Raw genomic sequence first — 17790 nt, forward strand, 5'->3', positions numbered from 1 at the left:
TTGCCGAGATATGCGTGCCAAAAATTAGAAATTTCAAAGTCTGCAGAGGTTTGGGAGGTAAATATGCTCAGGCAAAAGCGATGTAGATCGGTATAAATCACATGCCGTATTTGAACCAGAATATCATTGATATATTTTCCATCGGATACGTCATAGCCGAGTGGACGATCCGCATAGCTATGCTGATAGTCGTCCCCTTAAGGCGGCCCCCCGGATCGGCACGCGGTTGGTTAGTGGCCGCTCTTTTTATCCCCATTCCAGCGCTTATCCTGTATTTGTTGATAGGTCGGCCGACCTATCCGCGTTGGCGGCGGAAGCGTTTCACAAAAGCACGGCAAATGCTGGCGATTGCGACGGATGAAATCAACCATTCTGAGTTTTGCTCGCGGCCCGTATTGCCTGATACGTATGCTTCTGCTTCAAAACTGGTTGAGAATCTTGGCCAGTTCCCAATAATGGGCGGCAATAAAGTCAATCTTCTTGCCGACTATGACGGAGTGATTGACGAGCTTGTTGCTGACATAAATCGGGCTCGTCATCATGTTCATATTCTGACCTATATATTCGCCAATGACCGCACAGGATCGAAAATCATCGAAGCCCTGAAAAACGCAGCTGAGCGGGGCGTTGAATGCAGGGTGTTAATTGATGCACTTGGCTCACGTCGCTGGTCGCGGGACATTATTGATCAACTAACAAGTGGCGGCGTTCAAGCAGCGCGGGCGCTTCCGGTTACATTTTTGCGCCGACGTTCGGCCCGCGCAGACCTGCGTAATCATCGGAAAATCGCAATTATCGACTCATCGCATGGATTTATAGGCTCACAAAATATTATTGATGCACAATACGCACCTGGTTTGTTCAACCGGGAGTTGGTGGTTCATGTTGCCGGACCAGTTGTACTTGAAATGCAAGCAGTTTTTGCCGCTGACTGGTTTCTTGAAACCGGTCAGGTTTTAGACGAAGCTACATTTTTTCAACATCGCCATGGCGCAGGATCCACAACAGCCCAGCTGCTGCCGAGCGGCCCCGATTATCCTGTTGCTGGCGCTGGCCGGCTTGTGGTGGCGCTCATTTACAGTGCGCGGCGGCGCATTGTCATAACAACCCCCTATTTCATTCCCGACGTTGCCTTGGTACAGGCTCTGGAAACAGCAGTTATGCGCGGGGTTGAGGTAATCCTGATACTCTCAAGGGCCTCCGACAGCCAATTGGTCGGCCTTGCTCAACGCTCTTATTATGAGCAGATGCTGCGTGCGGGCATAGCCATCTATCTCTATCCCGACGGTCTCCTTCACGCCAAACACATCATGATCGACGAACTTATTTGTGTTATTGGGTCCACAAATATCGACATCCGGTCATTTCAGTTGAACGCTGAAGCAAGTCTCATCCTCTATGATGAGAAAGTAGCGAACATGCTAGAAGCAGAACAAGATAAAAACATTGCTGCAAGCGACCGGTTAAACCGTGAAAGCTGGGATCAGCGTCCGCGGCCAGTCAAGCTAGTGGAAAATATTGCGCGGCTGGTCAGTCCCCTGCTTTGACCACTTGACGGCCCTTGAATTCCGCTAGCTTTCTAGCCATTCGCTCTTCTATACTGCCGCCCCAATTGGCTTCGAGTTTGAGCAACGCATCCATTGCAATTTCCGGGTCATACAGGAATGTCATGACATCGCGCGCAATCGGATAGGCCGAACCTGAACCGCCACCATGCTCTACCACAACAGAAATTGCATATCTCGGATTATCGACCGGCGCAAAGGCGATAAAAAGTCCATGGTCGCGGTAACGCCAAGGTAAACTTGCATTGGACCTGACACCCCCTGCCCGTTCTGCCATTGTTATCCGGCGCACTTGCGCAGTTCCCGTTTTACCTCCCATTTTTATATCTAGAAGCGGCAGCGCGGCCCGGCGGGCTGTGCCTATTGGGCTTACCACATCACCCATAGCCTGCCGCACAAAGGCAAGATGTTCTGGTGGAATTTCAAGAGTTGCAGATGGGGGCATTTTTTTGGCGAGCAGCAATGAAGGCGCAATATCTCGTCCTGAAGCCATTCGAGCTACCATAACGGCCAATTGCAAGGGATTGGAGAGCATATACCCCTGCCCGATCGTAGTGTTTACCGTATCATAGGCTTGCCACTTTTCATTATATTTCCGTAGTTTCCATCGAGCATCTGGGACGGTGCCGTAGCTTTGAGAGGCAACTGGCAAATCATATTTTTCCCCGAGGCCGAGGGCCTTAGCCATCTGCGCAATTGGCGCAATTCCGACCCTCAACGCCATTTGATAAAAATAAATATCGCAGCTTTGATATATGGCTTTGGCCATGTTAACTCGCCCGTGACCCCCACGTTTCCAGCAATGGAAGTAGCTATTGCCAACCTTCAATCGCCCTGTGCAAATTACAGTGTCATCCTTTTTAACCCCCGCCTTCAAAAGCGCCAATGCGACCATTGGCTTGATGGTTGATCCAGGCGGATAAAGGCCGCGTAGTGACTTGTCCCTCAAAGGAACATGATCATCGCTCGACAGCATTTGCCATTCTTTCTGGCTAATCCCGTCTGAAAAGCTGTTTGGGTCGAAAGACGGCATGGAGGTCATGGTCAGAATCTCCCCGGTTTGGCTATCAAGAACCGCAACCGAGCCTGATTCTTCGCCTAGCCGCCTAGCCGCATAGCGCTGGAGATCTGCGTTTAATGTGAGTTGAATGGATTTGCCCGGAACATCCGATCTTGTTTCCAGCTCCCTTACTATCTTGCCTCTTGCGGTTACCTCGACACGTTTGGCCCCTGGTTTACCTTGCAGAGTCTCTTCAAATCTCTTTTCCAACCCATCCTTGCCGATCTTGTACCCCGGCGCGAGAAGAATTGGTGACGGATTTTTCTCATATTCTTCAGCAGATGGCGTTCCCACATAGCCCACAAGATGGCCCACGGCGGCACCGGGCGGATAATCTCTTGAAAAACCGCGACTAGCAGATACCCCCGGTAAATCAGGCAAGCGGACACTTACCGCTGCAAAGCGGTTCAAATCCAGGTCTGACGCAACATGGATTGGCTGAAAATTATTCGCCTGTGTCAATTCGGCTTTTATTCGCGCAACCTCTTCCGCTTCCAAACTTAGTAATTTTCTGAGAGTTGCAATAGTCGCATGCTTGTCCTTGAGACGACTGGGATTCAGGTCGATACGGAAATCAGTTTTGTTGTTTGCGATAGGCTTTCCGCTGCGGTCCAACAGCCAACCTCGGCGCGGCGGAATAAGCGTTAAATTTACACGGTTGCTTTCTGATAGCAATTTGTAGCGGCTATTCTCGACGACCGAAAGGTAGCCCAGCCGACCCGCTAGGACCAGTCCGATACCTGCTGACACACCGCCTAACAATGTTGCGCGTCTGGAGAAGGTCAGAGATTGAATGCTGCCGGTTATCGTTCTGGTTTTCTTCATCACGATAATTTCAGAATTTCTGGACGTCTAACGTTATAGACGGATGTATATTCGTACTTCCAGGACGAGCCTATGTTCTTTGCCAAACGGACCACCAGACAATGCTCTTGAATGGCCTTCTGTATATAGGATGCTGTCGTAGCTGAGCTCTTCATGTGATCGGCTGTTTCTGGTCTGAACCAAGCAAAAAGGTCATTGACACCCCGGAAATGGTCAGAACAATACCAAGCCATTGGAGCACGGAGATGTATTCGCCAAATAAAACTGCCCCCATTGCCAAACCAAAAACTGGAATGAAGAAACTGAAGCTATTAGCCCGGTTCAACGATGTTTTTTCGAGAATGCAAAACCACATCCAATAGACCAAAGAAGTTCCGAAAATACTCAGAACCCCGAGTATCAGTACGAACTGGGCGGACCATTCTACAGTTGTGGGCTCTTCAAATACAGAGGCTGCTATAGCAAGTGGGATGCTCCCAATTAGGAGCTGAAGGCCCATTGCCATCAGGGCATCGACGGATCCGGCGATTTTCTTAATCCAGACATTGCTAAAGGTTATGCCCAGGGCAGCGAGGATGATATACGCCACGCCAATCCCATAGCTTGCATTTTCACCCGAAAGATATCCAGGCAGCGCTATGAAGATGATTCCGCCGAAGCCGAGCAGCATCCCTAGAATACCCAACCGCGTCAGCTTTTCCCTCAAGACAAAGGCTGCGAGAATTGCAGCCAGCAAAGGCTGCGCATTTGAAATTACGGTAGCAATACCTGGAGACACGAATTCAGCTGCGTGAAACATTCCAAAAAAACCAAGGCTGGTTGCCCCTATACCTACCACCGCTATGTTTTTCCAATCATGCCAATTTGTGGGGAAGGGCTGGCGCAATGCTAGCGCAATGACAATCAACACGAGACCGGACAGGACCGCGCGGAGCGTAGCAAATGTCAGATGCGGCGCAGACTCTATGCCCCAGCTAATAAACGGAAAGCAGATGGCCCAAAGAAACATCACGGTGATGATCTGGAAAATAAGGGATAAATTCATTGTGATACTCGAATTTTGTCAGATGCTTGGTGCGCTCTCTGGCGGAGCTTCAAACTGGCTCCGCCAGTAATCTCCATCACGGTGCGATTATTTTATTTTCCAGCAATTTCTCGTCAAACGGAAAGACTATTTTAGCATCAGGCTGCTCAGCATGTTTGTCCTTGTCCGGACAATCTACCAGGGACATCAAGTGACGAATGACATTTATACGGGCCGTTTTTTTATCGTCCGTTATAACCACGTACCATGGTGCAAGGTCGGAATGAGTCCGGCGGAACATTGCATTTCGCGCCTCGCTATAATCATCCCAATGCTTAATTGCGACTTCATCCACAGGACTGATTTTCCATTGTTTTAAAGGATCTATCCGTCGGTCGCGAAGTCGGCTTTTCTGTTCGTCTTTTGAGATATCAAGATAATATTTGTAAACTTGTATGCCCGACCCAATTAGTAACCGCTCGAAAGGGACTACAGACGACATAAAAGTTTGATACTCACTCTCAGTGCAATAGCCCATAACGCGTTCGACACCGGCCCGGTTATACCAGCTACGGTTCATCAAAACCATTTCCTGACTTGTTGGAAGCTGAGCGACATATCTTTCGAAATACCAGGAACGGAGCTCTTTGTCAGAAGGCTTGCCCAAGGCAACCACGCGCGTTTCCCTCGGGCTCAGATGTTCGGTAATTCGCTTGATAACGCCGTCTTTTCCTGCCGCATCTCGGCCTTCAAATATAATCAAAATCTGGAGATCATTTTTAATCAGATGCCGTTGCAGCTTCACCAACTCTAATTGGAGTCGCTCCAGGGAGGCTTTGTACGCCTTTTTTTGCATTTTCTTTTCACTCATTCAATCACCTTTCAAAAATTGATTTCTATCTTTGCAATACCGATCATGTTGTTTTTACAGTTATGTTATGCAGTATATCCCCGGCATGCGCGAAATGGTCGGATGCGTTTGACAAATGGCGATAGATTTCACGCCGCTTCAAAACTTCCATCACATAGGCCAATCCACTAGCCACTGCCCTACAATCGGTTTCCTCCAAAGGTCCCAATAGTTGCAAGAAATCATCATGATTGCTGGATTGTTCTGCCCGGGGTTTGGCGGAATAGTATTTTGCATCGAACAACTGAGAAAGCGCTTTGCGATATAGTTTTTCAACCTGTCTTTCCACTTTTTGAACGGCCGCAGCGCTTTGTTCGGCCACGGCCGGGTCCTTTTTCAAAGTGGCGAAACCGCTTTGAAGCTTTCGCGCACTTGATTGCAGAAGCTTTGCCATTTCGAGCATTTGGGCATCGGGTTCGATCCCAAGAATTTCCATTTCCCGCACGGTCGTCTTGGCATAATTTAAACCCTCATCGATTGAGGTGATCGCCCGATAAATATCCTCACGGTCGAACGGCGTTGAAAAAGAGCGGTTAAGGGTATCAATATTTCTTATTTTGAGAATATCCCCTTCGTGCTCCAGTCTTCGCACATCGTCGGCTCGTTTCTGCTCGCCTGTTTGCATATAGGCGGCCAGCATTTCCATTGCCTGCACAACGACATCACATTGATCATTAAGCATTGAATAGAAGTCCGGCGTTCGCGGGAACACGGTGTTTATAATTCTCGAAAATCGCGAAACTTGTTTTGTTTCTGTGCTCTCAGTATCAGATTGCATAGCCTGTCCAATCGTTGCTCGATTGACTGAGCCGAGTGGCCCCGTCGCGTGGCTTTTGCTTCGTTGGCGAAAAGCCGTCCCCTTGTCGCCTATATAGCTGGCATTCGGCCAGCTTTACCCGATATGGCCAACGGCACTCCCTATTCGGTTCAGATATAAACATTGATCAGAACTCCTGCCGAGATGCCAAATACTAAAACCAAGTAACCGGTTAAAATAGGGCGTCGTAGCTTCTTGTCGGCAAACACAAAAACTATCCCAAGTTTAAAAATGAGGTTGGCGAAGAAGGCCAATATAATTGCGTAAACGGCAATATTGGGATCAAGGATATCATCCGATACGAGTTTCAGATTTGAAACTGTTATGGCGTCAATATCGGTCAATCCCGATAGAAAGGACACTAAGAAAACTCCAGCTTCGGCAAAGACGTCATTCATCCAGGCGACGAGAAACAATATCCCGGCAAAGCTAAGCGCAAAGATAGCCGCGCTTACTATTTCCGCTGGATTTCGGGTTGATACTGACGGTAGAGGCTCCTTTGCATCTTCAATCCTGCGATACGACCACAAAACAAACAGACTGCCAGCCACCCCGCCCCCTATCAGCCATGGTAGCATGAGGGGTATCAGCATAAATTCCAATATCCCCACGATTATTCCAATGCGTACGAGCTGAACTAGGTGGGACAATAATATTATGGTTGCTGCTATGTTGGAGAACCCGGCCTGTTCCTTGCTATATTTCGCATAAACCAGGGTCGTTGCCGTCGTTGAAGCCATGCCTCCCAAAACTCCGGCAATTGCGACGCCCGACTTATGCCCAAATATTTTAAGTGCGAGATAACCCAATAAGCTAAGCCCGCTGATGAGGACCACCAGCCAACCGATTTGATAGGGGTTAAATACCTCGTAAGGGCCGTAATTGTTGTTTGGTAATATTGGCAATAAGATAACGGCGATCGCTGCGAATTGGAAAAACGATATTATTTCCTGTTTGGTCAACCTTTGCGGTACCTCTCGCAATTCTTTACGGAAATAGAGCAACGCAGTCATTGTCACAGCAATCGCGGCGGGCAACAACGGATGGCCAATCCATAAAATATAACCCAATATAAAGGTAATTAGCGCAGCGACTACCGTCGTGGTATCAGGCTCTTTAGCCAGGGATTTTATTTGGGCGATCATCAGACAGGCGGCGACAAGTATCAAAAGCGTCCAGCCGCCGATCTGAGAATCAGTTTGCGCCCAGATATAGCCGCCGAGCGAACCAGCAAGTGCGATTAATGTGAAAGTCCGTAGCCCTGCGATGGAATTTTCATGGCGCTGTCTCTCCAATCCGACCAAAAAGCCAAGGGCCAGGCTTTGGCCAAAGAGCATCAAATGCGAAATTTGAGGGGCATCGTTAATCATCTTTGACTAATTTCCCAAAAGCCCCGTTGAGAAACGCACATGTGCTGTCTTAGACGCGAGCTTTGCCAGAAGCCCATTGGGCCAATCGCGCAAAATGCTACTTTTCCGGATTTGGGAGCCTGCCATATATGGTTTTCCATCAAAAAAACTTTCCAGCCAATTGGATCAATCCGTAAATGGCAATGGAAACGCTCGCAGCGCCAGGTATCGTGATCAACCATGTCCCGAAGATATGCTTTGCAGTGCCCCAGTGAACTGACTTCGGCCGCTCTGATGTGCCAACGCCCATAATCGCTGTGCTGACCACCTGGGTGGTGGAAACAGGCGCTCCGAGAGCAGATGCCGCCAAAATCACGCCAGCTGACGTCAATTGTGCATCCAACGCGTGGATTGGCCGAACTTTGTAGATCCCGAAACCCAATGTTCGCACAATGCGCCAACCGCCTGTCAGCGTGCCTATTGTGATCGCTGTTGCGCTCGCCAAAATAACCCAAAACGGCACATAGAACTGCCCGCTGATGCCGCCCAGGACTAGGATCATGGCAATCACACCCATGCCTTTCTGGGCATCATTTGTTCCATGAGAAAACGCCAGAGCCGCCGTTGTCAGCCATTGAAAGGCGCGAAGATATTTATTGGCCGATGGCTTGGCGGCCCGCAAGGCGAAGACCATGATGCGGTGTAATAGGCCGCCCAGGAAAAACCCCAGAATGGGTGAAAGAAACAAAGCTCCCACTATCTTGGCGACACCCTTGAGATGAAAGCCGTCAGTTAGCTCAAAACCCCAGACGACATGGCCTGGACCCGCAGCGACAATTACCACCCCTACGAGACCTCCCACAAGAGCTTGGGAAGAGGAGACGGGAAGTCCAAACCACCAGGTTAGAAAATTCCAGATGATCGCGCCGCCCAGACCTGATAATATGACAGTCAGTGAAAAAATATTCCCCAGATCGGAAACATCAACAAAACTACCGATCGTATTGGCCACCGCAGTTCCTCCAATGATAGGTCCAAGAAAAGTGAACGAGGACACTAGAATAATTGCCTGTATTGGGGTCATTGCATGCGAGGCAATTGCCGTAGCCAACATGTTGGCAGCGTCTTGCATTCCGTTCGAATAGTCAAACAACAGAGCAATGAAGACGCCCAGGATGACAAGGACCATCACACCGCTCATAGCGGAGCCTCATTTTGATATCGTTTGAACCGGCCTGCCCTCGCGTTCCGATTCTGCACCGGTATCATTTTCTATCCCAGAAAGCTTTGGTATCGAGGAACCGGTTTACATCCTTGAAGAGCTTTTTTTCGGTAAATTTAGCTTCGCGTTGGTGCCATCCGATGACAATGCCAGCGGTATAAAACCATGCTGGCGTGGCAGCATCGGGTTCCGCACTCAGCATTTTCTCGACGAGCAGTTCCGCAGCCAGGACATCATTCAAATAACCCATCCGACTTTGAATGGGACTAAGCGTTTTCTGAAATTTCAGAACTTGCTTATCTGGATAAATATTAGCAGAAAAATCTACGGTATAGCGCAGTTTCTTAACAGTTAATCTTAGCTTATGCCGTTCTTCCTTAGACATTTTCTCAAGCTTTTTACACTTTTCTCGCACAAGCTTATTCTGTTTTTTGAGTTGCTTTGCGCAAAACTTTCTGGCCGGCTCTGACAGGTCCATTGTTTTAGAAGAGGCTGCGCTATCCGGCCAGTTGTCATTATAAAGCAATGTACTAAGCTCTAGAATAAACTTCGTATAGCGCGCGGAATTGACTGCGCTGCGGGCTTGTTTGCGATGAAGAACTCTTTCTTTCTCGGCAGCCGACAAAAGCAGTTCAAATCTGGTGGCCGGTTCGGAAAGTTTGGCGACCGGTGTCACGAACTCATCGATAAAAACATCCCAGCTGCGCGCTGCTGACAGCTCATCCCTAAGCCACTTTGCTTCGCTCACAATCCAATCATATTTTTCTTGTGCAATATTGGCCTGGAAAATCTCCAAGCCTGCACGCAAACGCCGCAAGGCAACACGCATTTGATGAATGCCCTTAGCATCGTCCAGGAGAACCGACGCTTCATTGGCTTGGAGATAGCTGATTGCCTGTTGAAGATTGTCGACAAAGGCCTGTTCTCCAGTGAAGTTCTTCAACAGCTTAGACTGCCGCCATTTTTGAGCGCGTGGCTCTTCCTTCGATAACAATGAATAGCCGCGCGCTGCTTTGCTAACAGTGCTGATCCGAAATGGGACTGTCTGATTAATAGTTGCCGCAAGTTCAAATATGTGAGCGGCTGAACCGCTCAAAAGTTCAAGCTCTAATTCACAAATTGGTTGGACTGCATCACCTGCGGTGACTTCGCCCACATCGATGTCGAGCGACACTGTCGTACCATCATCAAATTTGAGTTTACGGGACTGCCGTCTAACAACGGATTGGAAAACAGCTTGTAGATTATATCCCGTCAACCGTTTTAACTTGGTCCGGATTTTCTTGTTTTCAAGAAGGTCAATTTGTGGGATTTGATCCGGCAATTCAGCGTCCCATTCTATTCTCCCTATAATGGCACCCAAAGGTTCGCTTTGCCGTTTCAGGCACTGGGTATAAGTCTTGCCGATTTTGCGAACACGCAATGAATAGCCGTGCTTGTGAAGGGCATGATCGGGCGTATCAAAATATGTCGTTGTCAGAACGCGAGAAACTGCCTTATTGACTGCCAGATCGGTAATGGCAGAAAGACGTTTTAACTGCTCCAGCTGTTCGGCCTTGAATACCCCTTTTAATTCCATTTCATTGTTCATTGACACTGGTTCTTTCCTTTGCGGTAAAGAGGTTCTTCGGGATTCCGCGGTCGCTAGTTAAATTGCAGGCCAACGCAACTAATGCTTGGGTTACTCCGCCCAGTCAGAGTCAGGCAGCTTGATGTTCTCGGTGACGGTTAGTCTCATGACGGATTATCGTCGGTTCACGCTCAGCGAAGGTTTGTGCACGATCAATCCGTGATAATACTGTGCGCAATTCATCGGCCTCGGTAGTGTCTTGCTGGCCATGCGCTTCCAGCCTGGCAAGCTTCTGCCGGAATATTGGGGCGTACATCGTGATAATCTCTTTGTCTGCATTATCATTTTCGGCATCGTTCATCTGAAATTCTCCAAAATTTTCCTAAGTGACTGGATACATGGTGATGTCTCAAACTAGCGGCGTTCCTCGACATCGAGAACGGTCTGTTGGGTTCAATTATAAGGACGTGGCAAACAATGATTTGTTACACTATGTTAAATGTGCCTCATGCCTTCCTACCAAACTCCCGGATCATGCAGCACGCCTTGAATATCTGTCCTGCGGTTGCGAAGGAACGAGATAGTCGCGTGTAAGCGGGACAGCGTCCTGCTTTTTGGCCAATTGAACCTGAAAGACCACATGCCCATTTTGTCTGAACGCGAGCTCGCTGACGACAAGGTAAAACCGCCACATACGGCAGAACCGTTCATCATATATTTTGCGAACCTCATCGATTTTTTGTTCGAATCTGTCGCGCCATGCTTTGAGTGTCTCGGCATAATGGAGGCGTAAAACTTCGACATCTGTAACATATAGGCCGGAGCGTTCGGCAGCAGCCATTACTTCGGAAAGAGCCGGAGAATATCCTCCAGGAAATATATATTTTGCAATCCAAGGATTTGTCGCGCTCGGGCCATCGGCTCGACCAATAAAATGCAGGAGCGCGATCCCATCGTCCGCTAGACTGCCATGTAACTTGGAAAAAAACTCCGAATAGTGGGGTATGCCGACATGTTCGAACATACCGACCGACACTATGCGATCAAAGGTTTCGGTGACCTCTCGATAATCTTGCAAACGAAATTCTGCGCGGGCACTTGTCTGCAATTTTTCTGCCCTCTCAAGGGCAACATTGTGTTGCTCACATGACAGCGTAACCCCGGTTACATGCGCGCCGTGCTCTTTGACCAGATGAAGGCCTAACCCGCCCCAACCGCACCCGATATCCAAAACATGATGACCCGGCTCAAGCATTAGCTTGGCAGCAATATGATTTTTCTTGTTTTTCTGTGCCGTTTCCAGGCTGTCATCGGGACCGACAAAATATGCGCAGGAATATTGCATGTCATCGTCCAGAAAGAGCCGATAAAAATCTTTCGAAAGATCATAATGATGCGCCACATTGTTGCGGGCTATGGTCAACGGATTATGTTGAGCGAAATATCGATGAAATTGCCGATAAAGGGTAACTTTGCGAGAAAACCAGCTTGGGCGTTGCAATGCTTGGTTGTTGATCAACAACTCCAGCAATCCATAAAGATCGTCATTTGCTACGGTCAGCGAACCGTCCATATAGGCCTCGCCCAAAATAAGCTCGGGGTTGAGAAATAGCTTTCTGGGCAGACTGCGCGAATGTATTTTGATACTTATTGGATTTTTACAATCTGGGCCATATTGCTGTTCCTTTCCGTCCGGAAAGACTACACGCAGGGCACCGTTTTTTATGAAACCGGAAAGAAATTTTGATAGAAGATATGTCCACATTTGCTGTCCTCACTATCTGTCTGTGATTGCAAGACAGGGCTTTTTGGCCCGTTTTAAATATCTTGCGTCAATGTGAGGGACGGCAACGAAGTGGGTTTGTTACAGTTTGACAACTACCAGGTAATCGGGTCCACTAAACATTGTAGACATGACGATATACAGGTACGGAGCGGCCCAAGCGCTGCTTGCCGGGAGTGAATATGGCATCTGAAGACAAAGAATCGGGGGAGGATTATTCTGTGCATAAGGTCATGGCCGAGGTTCAAGCGGAGTTCCTTCGGTTTTTGGTCTATAAGCTTGGAAATAGAGACGAAGCAGCGGACGTGCTGCAAAATTTCTATGTCAGGGTTTTGGATCGCATTGATGATGTACGAGACAGCGAAAAATTAAGAGGATGGATGCGCAAAGTGCTCCATACAACCTTGATCGACTACTATCGTACTCAGGGCAAACGACGCGTCATTGAAAAGGAATATGCAAACTTTGAGAAGCTGATGGATAGCGAAGAAGCAGAACATGAATTGGATCGCATGATTTGCATTTGTCTGTATCAACTCCTCCCGACCTTGAAATCCGATTATGCCGATATTCTCTGGCGTATTGATATCGTTGGCGAAGCCCGCGAGAGTGTATCCGCCTCCCTGGATATCAGTGAAAGTAATTTGCGGGTACGCCTGCACCGCGCGCGTCACGCGCTGCGCGATCGATTGAAAGAAACATGTGAAACCTGTCCTGTGCATGGGTTTCTCAATTGCGATTGTTCGCACGCGACCCACGCAGCTCCCCTCGATTGAGCCTCAATATCATTCGACTGTAACGAAGCGCATCCCAGTCCGTCTATCTTGCTGTTAGTTTGAGTATCGCTGTTGGGCGCAATCTTTCCAACCGCGATCTGTCGACTAGTTGATATTGAAGATTATGCTGTCGTTTGGCAATGAACCGCCAAAAAGATGAAAAATCAAAGAGGGATACATAATGCGGACCGCTGTAATTGAAGTCTCCGGGTTGCTTTCACCATTAAGTTCACAGGGCGTTGAAAAACAGCTTTCCAAGTTAAGGGGAATAGAAAAAGCATCCGTAAATTATGCCAGCGGCAGCGCCACCGTAACTTTCGATGAAAAAGAAATAGGGCTGGTAGAAATCGAAACAAAAATTGCCGAATGCGGCTATCACTGCGGCGGAGAACTGTTGCCAAAGCATCTATGCGAAAAAGAACAATCAAAGACCGGCGCTGCTGATCATACGAAACACAAGGGTCATGGTAAAAAAGCCGCTGAGCTGGGCAAAGATGACAAGCAGGCCGCAACCGATCATACCGCTCATGAAATGGGTCATGGCGGCGGTATGGACATGGCCGAAATGGTAAAAGACATGCGCAATCGCTTCTGGATTGCGCTGATATTTGCTATTCCCATTTTCATTTATTCGCCAATGGGCGGACTGTTTACTCCGCCAGCACCGCCTTTCGGGCTGCGCCTGGATCTTTGGCTATTTTTCCTTGGCAGCGCAGCGATTGTTTACCCTAGCTGGCCGTTCTTTATCGCCGCCTGGCGCGCGCTTCGTAACGGTGTGCTTAATATGGCGGTGCTCGTCGTCTTGTCTGTCGGAACCGGATATTTTTTCAGTGTCGGATCAACATTCTTTTTCCCTGGGGTGCAGTTTTTTGAGGCAGTAGCAGTGCTTCTGGTTTTCATTCTGCTGGGACACTGGCTCGAAATGCGGGCACGCGCAGGCGCATCCAACGCTATTCGTTCGCTAATGGACTTAGCGCCGCCGAAAGCTACCGTATTGCGCGACGGCAAGGAAATAGAAATATCAACGGCCGAAGTTCTCAAGGACGACATAGTGGTCATTCGGCCAGGTAATAAAATTCCGGTAGATGGAGAAATTCTGGAGGGCGAAACGCTCGTCGATGAATCAATGTTGACCGGCGAATCCATGCCCGTCAACAAGAAGCCGGGAGACAATGTCTTTGGCGCAACGATCAACAAAAGCGGTAGCTTCCAATATCGCGCGACCAAGGTTGGTGCAGATACCGCGCTCGCGCAAATCGTCAAACTGGTTCAGGAAGCCCAAAATTCAAAGGCCCCATCCCAGCTGCTAGCCGACAAAGCCTCCCAGTGGCTGGTCCTGATCGCTGTTGTTATCGGTCTTGCAACCTTTGCCGTCTGGTTTTGGTGGCTCGGGCAACCTCTTTTGTTCGCTTTGACATTGACCATTACTGTCTTTGTAATCGCCTGCCCTGACGCTCTTGGTCTCGCAACGCCCATGGCCGTTATGGTTGGCACAGGGCTGGGTGCGATGAACGGTATTCTTTTCAAAAACGCCAGCGCGCTCGAGGACGCCACAAAACTCGATATCATCGTCTTTGATAAAACCGGAACATTGACGATGGGCGCTCCCGAAGTGGTCGAGGTTGTTACATCTTCTGAAGTGTCCATCGATGAGGTACTTGCGATGGCGGCAACTGTCGAGCAAGGTTCTGATCATCCCCTGGCGCAGGCCATAATGAAGCGCGCTGGTGATCTGCCAAAGCAAAAATTGGCAGCTTTCGAAAATATCGAAGGTAAAGGCGCGCGCGCCGAGCTTGACGGCGAAGAGATTCTTCTCGGCAACCGAAGGCTCATGGATGAGCGTGACGTTTCGATGAGTGAACTCAAAGCCGAAGCGGCGCGATTGCAAGCAGCCGGCCAGACTGTTGTTCACATTGCCAAGGGCGGCAAGCTAACTGGCCTCATCGCAATTTCCGACGCGCCGCGTCCGACAGCCGCTGCCATGGTCAAAATGCTAAGCAAGCGGGGTGTCGAAGTCGCCATGCTCACAGGCGATAACCAAGAAACCGCAGAGCGGATCGCCTCTGGTCTTGGAATTACCACCGTCCTAGCCGACGTTTTGCCAGGACAAAAAGCTGAAAAAATCAAAGAACTGCAGGATCAAGGCAAAAAGGTCGGCATGGTAGGGGACGGCGTCAATGACGCCCCTGCCCTAACCCAGGCTGATGTCGGATTTGCCATTGGTGCTGGCACAGACGTCGCGATCGAAAGCGCCGATGTCGTGCTCATGAAAAGTGACCCTTATGATGTTCTGGGCGCGATTGAATTATCGCGCGCAACATTGCGGAAAATGCATCAAAATCTATTCTGGGCCGTCGCCTATAACGTCATAGCGTTTCCGATGGCAGCCGGCGTTCTTTATCCTTTCATCATAAGTCCGGAGGTTGCAGCGCTTGCCATGTCAGGCAGTTCTGCCTTGGTCGCCGTCAATGCATTATTGCTGAAACGGACCCGTCTGGAGGGTATCCATGCAGCACCGGTGCCCGCATAGATTTATGGGGCCTAAGCCAAGCTAGACCGCCGAAGGAGAAATTCACTGACATGGCTGAAAACCTTCTATCGAATAGCTTGAAATCACGAAGCGAGCCGATTGCTATTGTCGGTGCCGGTCCGGCAGGTCTAGCTTGTGCCATTCTGCTCGCGCGGGCCGGACGCAAAGTGGTAGTGCATGAATGGCACAAGACCGTTGGAAGCCGGTTTCACGGCGATTACCAAGGTATTGAAAACTGGAGCGGCAAGCGCGATGCGCTGGAAGAACTGAACGAAGCGGGTATCGAAACAAGTTTCAACGCTCACCCCGTCTTTCAAGGTACAGCCTATGATTATCGCGGTAAAGATTACCCGATAATCGGTGATCGGCCGTTATATTATCTCGTACAGCGTGGAGGTCAGACGGGCAGTCTGGAACAAGGCCTGCTCGATCAAGCTATTTCAGCCGGTGTGGAAATTCGTTTTGGTGACCGCGCGGTGAGCATCGACGGGCCTGCAATCTCGGCGATCGGACCTAGATCAGCCGATGCAATTGCAGCGGGTTATATATTCGAAACCGGTGAGGCCGACAGCAATCATATTGCTTTTGATAACAGGCTTGCGCCCCGTGGCTATGCTTATTTGCTGATCCACAATGGCCGTGGTACGCTAGCAAGCTGCATGTTCAGCGGCTTCAAGAACCAGGCGATGCACGTGGCCCGCTCTGTAAAGTTTTTCGAAGACAAAACCGGCCTAAAAATGAACTCTCCGCGTCCGTTCGGTGGGTTTGGAAATTTCCGTATTCCCAACACAGCGATGCAAGGCGGCCATCCGCTGATTGGCGAACAAGCCGGCTTTCAGGATATGCTTGCAGGCTTTGGAATGCGATACGCCTTGCGTTCGGGCATTTTGGCGGCCCAAAGCTTGATTGATGGCTCTGATTACACTGGTTTGTGGCGCGCGCAACTCCTGCCATTGCTTAAAACCGGCATCAGCAACCGTTTTTTGTACAATGCCGCCGGTGACCGAGGGGCACGATTGGCGCTACAGGATATCAGCCGATCGGACGCCTCTGCAAGGCTGCATCGTCTGTATCAACCCTCCTTACTGACGAAAATCATATTTCCGCTTGCACGGCGGCAATTTCGCCGCCCGCTTCATGACCCAGGCTGTGATCATATTGCATGCCAATGTGTCTGGTGTGAGCATGGAGTGGGTCACGCGATCTAAATATTCTGTCGGCCGCGCACAAATTTCAAGAGCCGCAGCTGTCCAAAGTTGCCGAATTTGAGTTGTCGACTGTAACGCAGCGCGTTTTCAAACGTCTATTCCCATAAGCAATCTTTAAGCGGCGATTTTTTAAAACGCCGCGCTCATGCGATTACGAAAACGGAAGAAACATATCATGCAATACCAACACAAGTCATCCGCGTCGCAGCCATCCAACTCCCGCGTAAAATTTATATTTTATGGGTTTTTGGCAATAGCTGCCTTTGCCCTATATTTTGAGCATCAGGCCCATATCCCTGGCGACTATCTGCTGCTTGGCGGCCTGCTGCTTGTCTGTGTTGTCATGCACAGTTTCATGCACGCTGGGCATGGTGGGCATGGTGGGCATGGTTCCAAGCGCGGCGAGCCTGATCAAGGATCAATGCCCGACAAAATAGGGGAATAATGATGGATATGTCTGCCTATGGTCTATGGTTTCTGGTCGTCTTCAACTCGGCTATCTTCATCATCTTTGCATTTAGTTTTTTCAAACCCCGAACAAAGCGAGATTGGCGTTCGTTTGGGGCCTTTAGCGCATTTATTGTTGCTCTTTTTACGGAAATGTATGGTTTCCCTTTGACCATTTACTTCCTCGCTGGCTGGTTGCAATCCAACTACCCCAATATTGACTGGTTCGCGCATGATGGCGGGCATTTGCTGGAAATGATTTTCGGATGGGAAGCCAACCCTCACCTTGGACCTTTTCACCTCTTGAGTTTTATCTTCATCGGCGGCGGATTCTATTTGCTCTCCGCAGCTTGGCGCGTTCTTTACAAAGCTCAGCATAGCGGCGAACTGGCACAAACGGGGCCCTACGCGCGGGTAAGACATCCGCAATATGTCGGTTTTGTGATGATCATGATTGGATTTCTATTCCAATGGCCAACCCTGCTGACGCTGGCAATGTTTCCCGTTTTGCTGATCATGTACTGGCGGCTCGCACTTAAAGAAGAACGCGAAGTCGAAGCACAGTTGGGAGATGTTTACCGCAGCTACGCAGCGCAGGTCCCCCGCTTTATTCCGCGATGGGGCAGTAAATCAGCGACAGTTCTCGTCAGTCAGGATGGATCATGAGCCAAGTTGGCAAGGGCACATCAGCGGCACATCACAAT

The 17790-nt window shown here is 49.4% G+C and carries 15 protein-coding genes; 6 read left to right on the forward strand and 9 right to left on the reverse strand.

Translation table 11 applies throughout. The annotated features are described in order from the left end of the window. Nucleotides 1-101: 101 nt before the first annotated feature. Nucleotides 102-1547 carry a cardiolipin synthase gene (gene cls, locus V7676_RS16130; protein WP_066745934.1) on the forward strand — a complete coding sequence of 482 codons (1446 nt, stop codon included), beginning with the start codon at nt 102-104 and terminating at the stop codon, nt 1545-1547. On the opposite strand, the gene mrdA is transcribed toward cls, so the two are convergent. The 9 genes from mrdA to V7676_RS16175 all read right to left on the reverse strand — a co-directional run bounded on the left by mrdA (nt 1531) and on the right by V7676_RS16175 (nt 12107). Next, nucleotides 1531-3450: a penicillin-binding protein 2 gene (mrdA, locus tag V7676_RS16135; protein ID WP_335660638.1), complete on the reverse strand. Its 1920-nt coding sequence runs from the start codon at nt 3448-3450 to the stop codon at nt 1531-1533. The two genes, cls and mrdA, sit on opposite strands and share 17 nt — an antisense overlap. Before the next feature lie 151 nt (nt 3451-3601). Next, complete coding sequence (locus tag V7676_RS16140) at nt 3602-4495, reverse strand: DMT family transporter (protein ID WP_335660639.1); 894 nt, start codon at nt 4493-4495, stop codon at nt 3602-3604. Between the two features lie 76 nt (nt 4496-4571). Continuing rightward, nucleotides 4572-5345, reverse strand: coding sequence for a polyphosphate kinase 2 (ppk2, locus tag V7676_RS16145; RefSeq protein ID WP_066745951.1), 774 nt, complete (start codon nt 5343-5345; stop codon nt 4572-4574). Nucleotides 5346-5388: 43 nt separating this feature from the next. After that, a complete protein-coding gene (locus V7676_RS16150) occupies nt 5389-6066 on the reverse strand; it encodes a DUF47 domain-containing protein (RefSeq protein WP_335660640.1) in 678 nt (225 codons plus the stop codon). Nucleotides 6067-6311: 245 nt separating this feature from the next. After that, the gene (locus tag V7676_RS16155; protein WP_335660641.1) at nt 6312-7571 is read right to left on the reverse strand and encodes an MgtC/SapB family protein; all 1260 of its coding nucleotides are present in this window, start codon (nt 7569-7571) and stop codon (nt 6312-6314) included. A 139-nt stretch (nt 7572-7710) separates the two neighbouring features. Further along, on the reverse strand, nt 7711-8751 hold the full coding sequence (locus V7676_RS16160; RefSeq protein ID WP_335660642.1) for an inorganic phosphate transporter: 1041 nt from the start codon (nt 8749-8751) through the stop codon (nt 7711-7713). A 64-nt stretch (nt 8752-8815) separates the two neighbouring features. Then, on the reverse strand, nt 8816-10363 hold the full coding sequence (locus tag V7676_RS16165) for a CYTH and CHAD domain-containing protein (protein ID WP_335660643.1): 1548 nt from the start codon (nt 10361-10363) through the stop codon (nt 8816-8818). Between the two features lie 109 nt (nt 10364-10472). Beyond that, entirely contained in the window at nt 10473-10703 is a 231-nt protein-coding gene (locus tag V7676_RS16170) for a hypothetical protein (RefSeq protein WP_066745965.1), read from the reverse strand. 171 nt (nt 10704-10874) lie between these two features. Further along, nucleotides 10875-12107, reverse strand: coding sequence for a cyclopropane-fatty-acyl-phospholipid synthase family protein (locus V7676_RS16175; RefSeq protein ID WP_335660644.1), 1233 nt, complete (start codon nt 12105-12107; stop codon nt 10875-10877). Nucleotides 12108-12307: 200 nt separating this feature from the next. Here V7676_RS16175 and V7676_RS16180 point away from each other — a divergent pair, with 200 nt between their 5' ends. The 5 genes from V7676_RS16180 to V7676_RS16200 all read left to right on the forward strand — a co-directional run bounded on the left by V7676_RS16180 (nt 12308) and on the right by V7676_RS16200 (nt 17752). Further along, on the forward strand, nt 12308-12901 hold the full coding sequence (locus V7676_RS16180) for an RNA polymerase sigma factor (protein WP_335660645.1): 594 nt from the start codon (nt 12308-12310) through the stop codon (nt 12899-12901). A 181-nt stretch (nt 12902-13082) separates the two neighbouring features. Further along, a complete protein-coding gene (locus V7676_RS16185) occupies nt 13083-15431 on the forward strand; it encodes a heavy metal translocating P-type ATPase (RefSeq protein WP_335660646.1) in 2349 nt (782 codons plus the stop codon). Nucleotides 15432-15481: 50 nt separating this feature from the next. Beyond that, nucleotides 15482-16639: an NAD(P)/FAD-dependent oxidoreductase gene (locus tag V7676_RS16190; RefSeq protein WP_335660647.1), complete on the forward strand. Its 1158-nt coding sequence runs from the start codon at nt 15482-15484 to the stop codon at nt 16637-16639. Nucleotides 16640-16814: 175 nt separating this feature from the next. Next, nucleotides 16815-17084, forward strand: coding sequence for a DUF2933 domain-containing protein (locus tag V7676_RS16195; protein ID WP_335660648.1), 270 nt, complete (start codon nt 16815-16817; stop codon nt 17082-17084). Continuing rightward, nucleotides 17084-17752: a methyltransferase family protein gene (locus V7676_RS16200; RefSeq protein ID WP_335660649.1), complete on the forward strand. Its 669-nt coding sequence runs from the start codon at nt 17084-17086 to the stop codon at nt 17750-17752. Before V7676_RS16195 ends, V7676_RS16200 begins: the two co-directional genes overlap by 1 nt. The last annotated feature ends 38 nt before the right edge of the window (nt 17753-17790 follow it).

Origin of the sequence: Parasphingorhabdus sp., assembly GCF_036963805.1 — a bacterium.
In the GTDB taxonomy this organism is placed as follows: domain Bacteria; phylum Pseudomonadota; class Alphaproteobacteria; order Sphingomonadales; family Sphingomonadaceae; genus Parasphingorhabdus.

Coding starts and splice junctions, on each gene's coding strand:
- cls (WP_066745934.1), top strand. CDS start 102: ATGCCGTATTTGAACCAGAATATCATTGATATATTTTCCATCGGATAC.
- mrdA (WP_335660638.1), bottom strand. CDS start 3,450: ATGAAGAAAACCAGAACGATAACCGGCAGCATTCAATCTCTGACCTTC.
- V7676_RS16140 (WP_335660639.1), bottom strand. CDS start 4,495: ATGAATTTATCCCTTATTTTCCAGATCATCACCGTGATGTTTCTTTGG.
- ppk2 (WP_066745951.1), bottom strand. CDS start 5,345: ATGAGTGAAAAGAAAATGCAAAAAAAGGCGTACAAAGCCTCCCTGGAG.
- V7676_RS16150 (WP_335660640.1), bottom strand. CDS start 6,066: ATGCTTAATGATCAATGTGATGTCGTTGTGCAGGCAATGGAAATGCTG.
- V7676_RS16155 (WP_335660641.1), bottom strand. CDS start 7,571: ATGATTAACGATGCCCCTCAAATTTCGCATTTGATGCTCTTTGGCCAA.
- V7676_RS16160 (WP_335660642.1), bottom strand. CDS start 8,751: ATGAGCGGTGTGATGGTCCTTGTCATCCTGGGCGTCTTCATTGCTCTG.
- V7676_RS16165 (WP_335660643.1), bottom strand. CDS start 10,363: ATGAACAATGAAATGGAATTAAAAGGGGTATTCAAGGCCGAACAGCTG.
- V7676_RS16170 (WP_066745965.1), bottom strand. CDS start 10,703: ATGAACGATGCCGAAAATGATAATGCAGACAAAGAGATTATCACGATG.
- V7676_RS16175 (WP_335660644.1), bottom strand. CDS start 12,107: ATGTGGACATATCTTCTATCAAAATTTCTTTCCGGTTTCATAAAAAAC.
- V7676_RS16180 (WP_335660645.1), top strand. CDS start 12,308: ATGGCATCTGAAGACAAAGAATCGGGGGAGGATTATTCTGTGCATAAG.
- V7676_RS16185 (WP_335660646.1), top strand. CDS start 13,083: ATGCGGACCGCTGTAATTGAAGTCTCCGGGTTGCTTTCACCATTAAGT.
- V7676_RS16190 (WP_335660647.1), top strand. CDS start 15,482: ATGGCTGAAAACCTTCTATCGAATAGCTTGAAATCACGAAGCGAGCCG.
- V7676_RS16195 (WP_335660648.1), top strand. CDS start 16,815: ATGCAATACCAACACAAGTCATCCGCGTCGCAGCCATCCAACTCCCGC.
- V7676_RS16200 (WP_335660649.1), top strand. CDS start 17,084: ATGATGGATATGTCTGCCTATGGTCTATGGTTTCTGGTCGTCTTCAAC.